At 37.3% G+C, this 12230-nt stretch carries 11 protein-coding genes; 5 read left to right on the top strand and 6 right to left on the bottom strand.

Annotation, left to right across the window (positions count from 1 at the left end):
- Positions 1-38: 38 nt before the first annotated feature.
- Positions 39-632 carry a P-loop nucleotide/nucleoside kinase family protein gene (locus tag N0B16_RS02370; protein WP_262989116.1) on the bottom strand — a complete coding sequence of 198 codons (594 nt, stop codon included), beginning with the start codon at positions 630-632 and terminating at the stop codon, positions 39-41.
- 130 nt (positions 633-762) lie between these two features.
- Between N0B16_RS02370 and N0B16_RS02365 the strand changes: the two genes are divergently transcribed.
- Together N0B16_RS02365 and N0B16_RS02360 are read left to right on the top strand one after the other, a co-directional pair.
- Entirely contained in the window at positions 763-2358 is a 1596-nt protein-coding gene (locus N0B16_RS02365; RefSeq protein WP_262989115.1) for a peptide chain release factor 3, read from the top strand.
- Positions 2359-2575: 217 nt separating this feature from the next.
- Positions 2576-3505, top strand: coding sequence for a DUF4349 domain-containing protein (locus N0B16_RS02360; protein WP_262989114.1), 930 nt, complete (start codon positions 2576-2578; stop codon positions 3503-3505).
- 36 nt (positions 3506-3541) lie between these two features.
- On the opposite strand, the gene N0B16_RS02355 is transcribed toward N0B16_RS02360, so the two are convergent.
- The gene (locus N0B16_RS02355; RefSeq protein WP_262989113.1) at positions 3542-3907 is read right to left on the bottom strand and encodes a hypothetical protein; all 366 of its coding nucleotides are present in this window, start codon (positions 3905-3907) and stop codon (positions 3542-3544) included.
- 16 nt (positions 3908-3923) lie between these two features.
- Positions 3924-5063, bottom strand: coding sequence for an acyl-CoA dehydrogenase (locus tag N0B16_RS02350; RefSeq protein WP_262989111.1), 1140 nt, complete (start codon positions 5061-5063; stop codon positions 3924-3926).
- Positions 5064-5208: 145 nt separating this feature from the next.
- Here N0B16_RS02350 and N0B16_RS02345 point away from each other — a divergent pair, with 145 nt between their 5' ends.
- A complete protein-coding gene (locus tag N0B16_RS02345) occupies positions 5209-6987 on the top strand; it encodes an AMP-dependent synthetase/ligase (RefSeq protein ID WP_262989962.1) in 1779 nt (592 codons plus the stop codon).
- A gap of 76 nt (positions 6988-7063) precedes the next feature.
- On the opposite strand, the gene N0B16_RS02340 is transcribed toward N0B16_RS02345, so the two are convergent.
- Complete coding sequence (locus N0B16_RS02340; RefSeq protein ID WP_262989110.1) at positions 7064-7840, bottom strand: zinc ribbon domain-containing protein; 777 nt, start codon at positions 7838-7840, stop codon at positions 7064-7066.
- A gap of 2 nt (positions 7841-7842) precedes the next feature.
- Positions 7843-8940: a Nif3-like dinuclear metal center hexameric protein gene (locus N0B16_RS02335; protein WP_262989109.1), complete on the bottom strand. Its 1098-nt coding sequence runs from the start codon at positions 8938-8940 to the stop codon at positions 7843-7845.
- A gap of 64 nt (positions 8941-9004) precedes the next feature.
- Here N0B16_RS02335 and N0B16_RS02330 point away from each other — a divergent pair, with 64 nt between their 5' ends.
- The gene (locus N0B16_RS02330; RefSeq protein WP_262989108.1) at positions 9005-9832 is read left to right on the top strand and encodes an ion transporter; all 828 of its coding nucleotides are present in this window, start codon (positions 9005-9007) and stop codon (positions 9830-9832) included.
- A gap of 45 nt (positions 9833-9877) precedes the next feature.
- On the top strand, positions 9878-10039 hold the full coding sequence (locus tag N0B16_RS02325) for a hypothetical protein (protein WP_262989107.1): 162 nt from the start codon (positions 9878-9880) through the stop codon (positions 10037-10039).
- A gap of 66 nt (positions 10040-10105) precedes the next feature.
- Here N0B16_RS02325 and N0B16_RS02320 read toward each other — a convergent pair whose 3' ends face one another.
- A complete protein-coding gene (locus N0B16_RS02320; protein ID WP_262989106.1) occupies positions 10106-12070 on the bottom strand; it encodes a T9SS type A sorting domain-containing protein in 1965 nt (654 codons plus the stop codon).
- Positions 12071-12230 lie beyond the last annotated feature (160 nt).

Here is a 12230-nt window from a genome sequence, read left to right as displayed (position 1 = left end):
TAAATTTCGGCAAATATAAATGATTAACCCTAAATATCTTATTCATTTTCTAATAAAGAAACGATTTTCTCCATAGATTCGGCGTATTCTTCATCGGAAGAATTGTAAAATTTGAGGAAATCCAGATCGTCGTTTTGATCATCAATGGTATAAGGAATGGTAAAATCTACCTCTGAAATATATTTTTCCCAGTTTTCAAGCTTCCAGGTATCACGGTCAGAATTCCGGTCTATCATCCTTTTATGGATCATTTCAGGTTCTGTGATGACCCAGATCACGGTCAGTTTTGCATTGCACGCTTTCAGTTTAGCTTTAAGATTCTGAATATATTCTAAGGAACGGATCTCTCTGGTAAAAGGTGCGTTGATTAAAGCTTTATCGTCATACTGCAAAGCTTCCAGGGCAAGATCGACAATGGTAGTATATTCAAAATCCCGGATGTACTTTTCAAAGAAATCTGAACTACGGTTATATTCTTCTCCCGCAGCCAAAAAAATCTGTTTGCTTAAAGGAATTAGGGTGTCTTTATCCAGATAAACAATATGCTTTAGTTTCTCTGATATTTTCTTTGATATATAGGTTTTCCCCGAAGCAGGCGGTGAAGTAACAAGAATGAGCCTTTTGGTTTTCATAATCTGATTTTTACAAATATAAAAGTAAAAAACAGCTTTTTCAATATAATTGAACACTTCATCAATCCCATTTTCATAAAGTTTTCATTTTCCATAAAAAATCACGATTTTTGCAGCTTCAAAATATACTATGTCAGATTTAATCAAAGAAATACAAAGAAGAAAAACTTTCGGGATCATTTCTCACCCCGATGCCGGAAAAACCACCCTTACGGAAAAATTACTTCTTTTCGGGGGTGCTATTCAGGAAGCAGGTGCGGTAAAATCGAACAAAATAAAAAAAGGAGCCACCTCCGACTTTATGGAGATTGAAAGACAGAGAGGGATCTCAGTTGCCACTTCTGTACTGGCTTTTGAATATAAAAACCATAAAATCAATATCCTGGATACTCCGGGTCACAAAGATTTTGCAGAAGACACCTACAGAACGTTGACCGCAGTAGATTCTGTAATCGTTGTCATAGATGTTGCAAAAGGCGTTGAGGAACAGACAGAAAAACTGGTGAAAGTTTGCCGCATGAGAAACATTCCCATGCTGGTTTTCATCAATAAACTGGATCGTGAAGGGAAAGATGCTTTTGATCTTCTGGATGAGGTAGAGCAAAAATTAGGATTAAGAGTGGTTCCGCTTTCTCTGCCGATTGGGATGGGTGCTGATTTTCAGGGCATTTATAACATCTGGGAAAATAACATCCAGTTATTCTTGGAAGAGAAAAAACAGAAAGTAGGTGAAGCCATTACCTTTGATGACATCAATGATCCTACCATCGATGAAATTATCGGAAAAAAACCTGCACAGAATTTAAGAGATGAACTGGAGCTTATACAATCGGTCTATCCTGAATTCAGCCGTGATGAGTATCTGAACGGAGATCTGCAGCCGGTATTTTTCGGTTCGGCCCTAAATAATTTCGGAGTTCGTGAATTGCTGGATGCATTTATTGAAATCGCTCCCAAACCACAGCCTAAAGAAAGCGACACCCGTCTTGTAAAGCCGGAAGAAGATGCATTTACGGGATTCGTGTTTAAAATTCACGCAAACATGGATCCTAAACACAGAGACAGGCTGGCTTTCATTAAAATTGTTTCCGGAACGTTTAAGAGAAATGAAAATTATCTGTTGGTACGGGAAGGTAAAAAGATGAAATTTTCTTCCCCGAATGCTTTTTTTGCGGATAAAAAAGAAGTTGTAGATGAGAGTTTCCCAGGAGATATTGTCGGTCTTCATGATACAGGAAGTTTCAGAATCGGAGATACGTTGACCGGCGGTGAAAAAATAAGTTTCAAAGGAATTCCAAGCTTTTCACCGGAGCATTTCAGATACATCAATAACAATGATCCTTTGAAGGCTAAACAGCTTGCAAAAGGGATTGACCAGCTTATGGATGAAGGTGTTGCGCAGTTATTTACCCTTGAGATGAACAACAGAAAGATTATCGGGACTGTAGGAGCGCTTCAGTATGAAGTAATCCAATATCGTCTTGAACATGAATATGGCGCAAAATGCACGTATGAACCGCTGTCGATGCACAAAGCTTGTTGGGTGGAAGCCGATGAAAAGTCTGAAGAGTTTAAAGAATTTGCAAGATTAAAGCAAAGATTTTTAGCGAGAGATAAATATAATCAACTGGTATTTTTGGCAGATTCGTCATTTACCATTCACATGACGCAGGAAAAATTCCCGAATGTGAAGCTGCACTTTATCAGTGAATTTAAACAGAATTAATTTTTTTTTGAAAATAAGCATTAAAATACGCCGCTCAATATGATATTGAGCGGCGTATTTTTGTGTAAATCACAGATTTAAAATTGTAAAACATACCGATTAATATTTACAAAACACTGATTTTTAATGAAATAAAAATTTACGGGATTCCTACACCGCTTTTACAACAGCTTTCTGAAATCAAGCTCTAATTTTACTTCAACAAAAAAATAAGGTTATGAAAAAACTCATCATGTTAGTCGCTGTATCAAGCACTTTTATCATGTGCAAAAAAGGAGAATTGACTACTTCTCAGGTTGACGAAGCTATTCATGCTGCAGATAGTACTGTTGCAGATGCTGCTGAAAAAGTCAATTCTGTAAATCATACTGCAGAAGCGGTTTTTGATTCTGCCAATATCAAAATAAAAGAATTTGAAGACACGAAAAATTCGGTACAGGAGAAGATAGAATCTGCTTCGAAAAGTGTAGATTCTTTATCAAGCAAAATTGCCTCTACCCGATTGGAATCAATACCTGTAAAAAAGGACTCTGCAGAAAAAACTTCTGAAAGAATAGTTATAAACGTTCCTGCTCCGAAAATTATCAAACAGACGAAAATCGTTTATAAAGATGCGCCGAAAAAACAATTCACCAATAACAACAGCGTGAAAGAAAAAATGCTGAAAACCGGAATTCTGGAACTGAATGTAAATGATGCTGAAACGGCAAAACAGATTGTACACGAAGAGGTAAAAAAATATGACGGCTATATACGCAGTGAAAATATCTCCCTTAACAATAGCGACAACAAGACGGCTTTTTTAAAAGTAAAGGTGCCTATTCAGAAATTTGAATATTTGATGGATGACTTAAGCTACAACATCGGGGAAGTTGAGAATAAAAGCATTGAAATTTCAGGAGTGAATTTTACAGAAAACACCCTGTGCGATCTGGAAATAACTTTATACGGAAAAGCCAATGCGACAGTAAATGAACAACCGAAAAACTTTGGAGACCGTTCTTTTGCAGCAGTATCTTCCGGTTGGAATGTGATTGAATCTGTATTTCTTTTTATCCTTCCGCTTTGGCCGTTATTTTTAATAGCAGGGATTGGATATTACTTTTACAAAAAGAAAAAAGCAGATCATCCCAACACTAATAATTAAAACAAAAGCCTTTCAGATTCCTGAAAGGCTTTTGTTTTATTTCATATTGACTACTTTATCTACAATAAACTTTGTGTTGCCTCTCCAAGGCAGAACTCCTTTATATTCTTTGTAATGAAGGTCGAAATTTTTTCCGCTGTTCGATTCCAGCTGTTTGAAAACTTCAGGATCTTTCACAGAAAATTCAAACTCATAACTGGTAATGCTTCCGGTTTTTCCTCTTCCGAAACCTTCCTGAATGAGCTTGCCTTCATACGTTTTGAATACATATCCTTTATGGATGGCATAATTCAGATATCCGGATTTTACCCCTTCCCCGAAAACGAAGAAAAACTTGTACCAGACAAATACTCCGATCAGCAGTAAAGCTACGCCGATTGTGATCCACAAAGATTTTTTCATAAGTAGTTTTTAACTATTATTTTGCGATGCTTCTTGAGATTACAATTCTCTGGATCTCCGAAGTACCTTCATAGATCTGAGTAATCTTTGCATCACGCATCATTCTTTCTACATGATATTCTCTTACGTAACCATATCCACCGTGAATCTGTACGGCTTCAATAGTCGTATCCATTGCTACCTGAGAAGAATATAATTTTGCCATTGCTCCGCTTTCAGAAATATCTTTTCCTGCATCTTTTTCAACCGCCGCTTTGTAGCAAAGCATTCTTGCTGCCGTAATCTGAGTAGCCATATCTGCCAGTTTGAAAGCAATCGCCTGGTGATTGATAATTTCAGTTTTAAATGCTTTTCTTGTTTTAGCATATTTAAGAGCCAATTCATAAGCTCCTGAAGCAATTCCCAAAGCCTGTGAAGCAATCCCGATTCTACCGCCATTCAAAACCGCCATCGCAAAATTGAATCCGAAACCGTCTTCCCCGATTCTGTTTTCTTTCGGTACTTTTACGTTATTGAACATTAAAGAATGCGTATCGCTTCCTCTGATTCCCAATTTGTCTTCTTTCGGGCCAATTTCAAAACCTTCCCAACCTCTTTCTACGATAAATGCATTGATGCCTTTATGCTTTTTTTCAGGGTCAGTCTGAGCAATAACGATATAATAAGAAGCGGTTCCTCCATTGGTAATCCAGTTTTTGATCCCGTTTAACAGGTAATAATCACCTTTATCTTCCGCCGTTGTTTTCTGAGAAGTGGCGTCAGAACCAGCTTCAGGCTCAGATAATGCGAATGCACCTAAAACCTGACCGCTTGCCAATGGGGTAAGATATTTTATTTTCTGCTCTTCAGAAGCAAATTTTTCAAGACCGGCACACACCAAAGAATTGTTTACAGACATTACAACAGCTGCAGAGGCATCAACTTTTGCGATCTCTTCCATCGCCAGAACGTAAGAAACACTGTCCATTCCCGCTCCGCCGTATTTTGGATCTACCATCATTCCCAAAAGTCCCATTTCTCCCATTTTCTTTACCTGCTCGGTAGGAAATTTCTGATCACGGTCTCTTTCGATTACTTCAGGTAAAAGTTCATTCTGGGCAAAATCTCTTGCTGCCTGCTGAATCATCAGCTGTTCTTCTGATAAATTAAAATCCATAAAAATTAATAATTAGATGGTCGTAAATTTACACTTTTTACTCATATCTGGAAATATAATTGGCACTGAAAATTCTTTGGAGTTTTGCATTAATTTCACAAAAATGCTTATATTTAAGATTCTTTATAAAATTGACCGAAAAATGATGACTATCAAAAGATTATTCGATATACCGCACTACGCTTTAGAACAATATCCTAAAAACGATATGTTTGTGACAAAACATCAGGGTGAATGGCAAAAAACCTCTACCCAGGAATTTATTAATCAGGGAAACAAAATATCAAGAGGACTTCTAAAATTAGGAATCAAGCCCGGTGACAAAATCGCACTGATCACGACCAATACGCGAACGGAATGGGCCATTATGGATCTGGGGCTTTCACAGATCGGGGTGGTTTCTGTACCGGTGTATCCTACGATTTCTCATGAAGATTACGAATTTATCTTTAACAATGCCGAAATCAAATATTGCTTTGTTTCTGATAAGGCATTACTGGATAAAGTTGTCACCATAAAACACCGCGTTGCTTCCTTACAGGGCGTATTCACCTTCGATAATGTGAGTGGCTCGGCCAACTGGAAAGAAGTTCTGGACCTTGGAGAGGACGATTCAACCCAGATTGAGGTGGAAGATCTTTCAAACGCCATTAATGCTGAAGATCTGGCCACCATTATTTATACTTCCGGTACCACGGGTAAACCTAAAGGGGTCATGCTTACCCATACCAATATCGTATCTAATGTCCTGGGTTCTATACCGAGAATCCCGAGAAAGAAAAGCCTGGATTATAAAGATACGCGGGTTTTGAGCTTTTTGCCGATCTGCCATATTTTTGAGAGGATGCTTTTTTACCTTTTCCAATATAATGGTTTCTCCATTTATTTCGCGGAAAGTATTGAAAAAATGGGCGAAAATGTAAAAGAGGTAAAACCTCATTATATGAGTGTAGTACCGCGACTGGTAGAAAAAGTATATGACAAAATTTATAATACAGGATCTTCTGCGGGAGGCCTTAAATCTAAAATATTCTTCTGGGCGCTGAATCTGATTACCCAGAAAAAAGAAGTCAAAAAACCGTCCGGTTTACAGGAAATCATTGCCGACAAGCTTGTATTTAAAAAATGGAGAGAGGGTCTCGGTGGGGAAATTATCACCCTGGTTTCAGGATCTGCAGCTTTATCAACCAGGCTTAATCTCATGTTTCAGAATGCCGGAATTCCTGTTTTGGAAGGCTATGGTTTGACAGAGACCTCCCCGGTAATTTCGGTGAACTCGTTTGATAAGATGAAAGTGGGAACGGTAGGCCATCCTTTGGATAATCTAACCGTGAAAATTCAGGAAGACGGTGAGATTACCGTAAAAGGTTCTTCAGTTTTCAAAGGATACTTTAAAAATGATGAAATGACGAAGGAGGCTTTCACGGAAGACGGATATTTCAAAACTGGAGACATCGGCCATCTCGACAGCGACGGATTCTTACAGATTACAGACCGTAAGAAGGAAATGTTTAAAACTTCCGGCGGTAAATATATTGCTCCGCAGACGATCGAAAACCTGGCCAAAGCGTCTAAATTTATTGAGCAGATCATGGTCGTGGGCGATGGCGAAAAAATGGCCTGTGCTTTTGTACAGCCGGATTTTGAGTTTGCCAAAAACTGGGCGATGCGAAATAACCTCAATATCGGTTCTACTCCGGAAGAAATTGCCAAAAGCCCGGAATTGAAGCAAAGAATCGAAAAAGAAATTGAGGGCATCAATGAACATCTCGGAAACTGGGAAAGAATAAAGAAGATTGAGCTCACTCCTGAAGTCTGGAGCATTGAAACCGGTCTTCTAACGCCAACCATGAAACTGAAAAGAAAAGCGGTTAAAGAGAAGTTTATGGATCTTTATGACAGGATGTATGAACATCATGAATAAATATATGTCTAATTTCAGACATTAAAAAAGCTGCTCCGAATTGGAGCAGCTTTTTTAATATTATAAGATGATGTAATTAAAACTTAATTACATTTTTCATTCTTTCCGTTTCTTCGATTACCAATTCATCATCTACCAGGATTTTTCCTGAATGCTCATCAATGATAATTTTCTTTCTCTGAGCGATTTCCATCTGCTTCTGAGGCGGAATGGTAAAGAAAGATCCTTTCGGAGCACCTCTTTCAAGGCCTACAACCGCTAAACCTGTTGTAGAGTTGGCTCTGATTCTGTTATAAGATGCCAATAATCTTTCGTCGATTTTTGCAGCAAATTCTTTAGACTTTTCAATAAGGTAATCTTCTTCTTTCTGTGTTTCAGAAACCAGATCTTCAAGCTCTTCTTTCTTGAATTTAAGATGGTTTTTTAAATCCTCAATTTTAGTATTAAGCTCGTTTAACGTTTCGTTTTTATGAGCGATTTTAACACCGTATTCTTTAATTCTTTTGTCTGAAAGCTGAATCTCAAGATCCTGATATTCAATTTCTTTTCCTAAAGCTTCAAATTCTTTATTATTTCTTACGTTATCCTGCTGGGATTTGTATTTTTCGATTAAAGCTTTTGCATGGTTGATCACCTCATTTTTGGTATTGATCTGATCGTTCTGTTCTTTAATATCTGCATGAAATTTTTCAGCTCTTTTTTCTAAACCTTCAATCTCAATTTCAAGATCTTCCACTTCGATTGGCAATTCTCCTCTTGTATTCCGGATCTCGTCCAATCTTGAATCAATGATCTGCAAATCGTATAAAGCTCTTAATTTTTCTTCAACTGATATTTCGGTGGTTTTTGCCATATCTATAGGAAATAATTTACTGGGTTTGTTTTTTCACTCGATTTTAAGACTGCAAATGTACTAAATTTTTGTGACAAAATTTCAAATATTTGCTGACTCACCAATTGCTCAGATTCAAAATGCCCGATGTCGCAGATGAGCATTTTAGATTCTGCAAGGAAATAATCATGGTATTTGAGATCGCCTGTAAGATAGGCATCACATTTTTTGGAAACCGCTGCGGGTATTCCGCTGGCTCCGGAACCGCCTAAAACGCCTACTGTTTTAATTTTTTTATGAGTAAGGTCTGAATGTTTGATAATATTTAAATTAAATTTTTCTTTTACAAACTTCAAAAACGCTTTTTCTTCCATTTCCGTTTCCAGTTCGCCATACATGCCCAATCCTGAATATTGATTTTCATTCTCCAGCTGATAAACCTGATATGCAACTTCTTCATACGGATGAGCATCTTTCATTGCAGCAATGATCTGATGTTGTTTATACGATTCGAAAATTACAGATATCATATCTTCATCAGCGTTTTCACGAATATTTTTTTGCCCTGAAAAAGGATCTGAACCTTCTATCGGCCTAAAAGTTCCTTTTCCGTCAATTGTAAAACTGCATTCATCGTAAAAACCAATATTTCCGGCTCCCGCAGAAAAAAGTGCTTCTCTAACTCGTTCAGAATATTCTTTTGGAACAAAAACCGTCAGTTGTTTCAGATTACTCTTCTTTGGCTGAAGAATTTTTAGATTTTTCAACTCTAAAAGAGTACAAATTCCAGCATTAACTCCGAAATAATCATTGTCAAAAGCAGTATGAATCGCATAAATGGCTATTTTGTTCTCAATGGCTTTCAAAACTGCTCTTTCTACATAGTTTTTTCCGGTTAAAGATTTTAAACCCGAAAAAATAATGGGATGAAAGCATACGATCAGGTTACAGTTTTTTTCTATTGCTTCATTTATAACATTTTCGAGAGCATCGTGACACACCAGAATGCCGCTTACATTGCGGTCAGGAATTCCGCACAACAGCCCTACATTATCAAAATCTTCCGCCTGCTGCAAAGGGATACGCTTTTCTATTTCTGAAATTACCTGATGTATTGTCATTTTATTCTGTATGTTTGTTACGAAAATAGTGATAATTTGCTACATTTAAAAAAAATGCCCATTTATGGAAAAAGAGCATAATCTGGTTTCGGGAGACTCTTTGTGGGAAAGGTTTATTTTCCGCATCATTTACCGTTCAGACACCAAACTCGGAAAACTTTTTGATGTTATTTTGCTTTCCCTGATCCTGCTCAGCACAATTATCATTATGCTGGAAAGCGTCCCAGCTCTGGGCAAAAAATTCTATATCTATTTTATTATTTCCGAATGGATCATTTCGCTGTTTTTCTCTGCCGAATATGTAATGCGGATTGCAGTGGTAAAGAATAAAAAGAATTACATTTTCAGTTTTTTCGGAATTATTGATTTTTTGGCTTTAATTCCGTTTTACCTGAGCTTCTTTTTCCCGATCACAAAGTATTTTCTGATTTTCAGAATGCTGAGAATGCTTAGGATTTTCAGAATTTTCAATCTTCTGGATTTTATGAACGACGGCTTTCTGATCGTAAGAGCCTTAAAAAACAGCTCTAGAAAAATCTATATTTTCTTATTATTTCTGATTATTTTTTCTGTGATTGTAGGATCTCTCATGTTTATGGTAGAAGGCGGGAGACCCGGCTTTGAAACCATTCCCCAATCTATTTACTGGGCAGTAGTAACAGTAACCACAGTGGGTTACGGAGATGTATCACCTATTACTCCTACCGGAAAATTTTTTGCGGTTATTCTAATGCTTGCAGGATATTCTATCATCGCGGTTCCTACAGGAATCGTAACGGCGGAAATGAGAAACAAACGCCAGAATAAAGAACTCATCTGTGAAAGGTGCGGAAATGAAGATATTGATGATGACGCGCGATATTGTAAGCAGTGTGGCAAGAAATTAGCTTAGTATTTTTTATCAAATTAATCGTATTAATCAAATAACAAAGAAATCATGGAACCACAAAAGAAAAACACACCCAATATCTGGATCATTATTCTGTTCAGTTTAATCCCATTAATGGTAATCATTTATTTTATATTAGTCACGTTTTTCCCTGGTATATTCTCCGGTATGACTACAGGAGATATTCAGACGGTGTCACCAAATAAGTAAGTTTATGTTTATATAGATATGCATAAAAAAATGGGCAACCTTAAGAAGGCTGCCCATTTTTTAGGGTTATTTTTTAATTATTTTAATCGTTTGCCGTGTATTATCTTTCTGCCATAATGATAAAAGATATACTCCAGCTTTGAGATCCTGCAAATGAATCACCGAGGAAGGATTCTCAATCGTTTTTACCAGCTTTCCGGACATATCGGTAATCGTTGCCGACTGAATATTTTCTGCTTCTGAAATATTCAGGACATCCGTAAATGGGTTTGGATATGCCTTAACATTGGTTTTATACATTCCATTTTCAGATGTTCCCAATGTTCCTGTAGAAATCGTAATGGTAAAGTTATCTTCCAATTCATCAGAAGAGCCGCTGTACTGTCCTACATTCACATAATAAACTGTACCTGAAACCGTCGGCAAAGACAATGCTTCCGCTTCACCGTCTCCTCCGTCATCAATTGTAGATACGCAGGAAAGTGCGCCGCAAGTACCATTGTAAACCCCGACTTGAGGGTCAAAATTACTTCCTGAAGGCATAGAGACATTAATATTGAACACACTTCCGTTTCCGGTAAATTTAAACCAGGTTCCGTCATTCATATCATTCGAACATCCTGTGATAAATCCTGCATTATTTGTTGACCCACCTGCATCGGACTGCGTATAGGTATAAGGAAAAACGGTTGCCGCTAAAGCTCCGGAACAGGCATCATTCGCCGGTGGAGGAGGAATTTTACCGATGCAAATAGTAAAACTCTGATTGCTTCCCGTCCCATCATAACTATACACTCTTACATAATAAGTAGTTCCTATTGTAAGTCCTGAAATGACTGCTGATGAAGGATCGGAACATAAAACATTTACCAAACTTCCACATGTACCGCTGAAAACCTGAAAATACATGTCTTCATTCTCATCACTCCCTACAGAAACTATTGAATTTAAAGAAATTTTATGAGAAGTGGCTGTTGCAATAAATTTATACCAAACATCATCATCAGGATTTCCATAACATGGATTTGGAGAAATCCCTGAATCTGTTGCATCCAAAGTATATCCGGCCGTAACCATACCACAATTTAAGTCCGGATTTACCGTTAAAGTGACTGCATTGGCACATTCATTATTAAGTGGTGGTGCAGGTTTCGTTTTAAACATTGTATTCGAGCAGCCCTGTGATTCTCCACTTGTTCCTACGGCAGTTACTTTCAGATAATACATGGTATTTAATCCTAATGCCTGAGAAAGTGTAAAACTGGTTGTTGCCACAGATTGCTGATTCAGAATATCTGTTCCGCCCGGCGTTGTTCCTATGGAAACTTTATATCCTGTTGCACCAGGAACAGCAAGCCAAGAGATGTTTGGCGTTGTAGAAACAAAGTCGGAATTGTTTGCTGGAGATATTACACCTGGACAAGCAATAGTGGCACTCGGAGCTAATCCCAGAAAGGTTACTTCAGATTTTTCGTTGCTTAATACTCCATTCGGTGGTGAAGCAGGGTTAGGATTGGTATTGTCACTTTTATAGTAGATAACAGAGTTGGGTGTTGAATTATAAACATAAAATATATCTTCAAAACTGTTCTCATCATATCCCGAAGAATTTTCCTCAGCTGCTAAAACCAGATTCCCAACATTATTATAAGGAAAAGGTGTTGGAAAGGTAATCTGTACTACCCCATTATTATTGGTCACATTTCCAGAGAAGACCTGAGTCATCTGTGAAAGCGGAACCCAGTCTGCTGTTGAAGTAAAACTTGTTTTAGAAGTAGTTCCCAGATATACTACCCAATTTGCAGAATTGGTAATGTCTGATGAAGGGGGAAGATAAAATTTAAGCCCGGTAATATTTCCTGCAGCGTTGGCATTTATTTCCTGCTTTGTAAAAATCTGCTGAACGTAAGAATATCCGTAATAAGTACTGATGGGCGCTGTACCTGTATCAGTACTTCCTGCCCCCAAAGTAATCTGTGCATGGAGCGTCATGCAAAATATCATTAAACATGAGAGTAGAATTTTTTTCATATGGAAGTTTTGAATATTAATACTAAATTAAAACAATATTTCGATTATGGTGTACATTTTTTAATAACAATTGTTTTAGAATCAATTATTTGAAAACAGGGCATCTTTATTTGAATATAATCTGAAGCCAGCGAATAATTTATTAAAATTATTACTCCAA

This window comes from Chryseobacterium gilvum, from assembly GCF_025628965.1.
In the GTDB taxonomy this organism is placed as follows: Bacteria; Bacteroidota; Bacteroidia; order Flavobacteriales; family Weeksellaceae; genus Chryseobacterium; species Chryseobacterium gilvum.
This window is presented reverse-complemented; position numbering and strand designations above follow the sequence as displayed.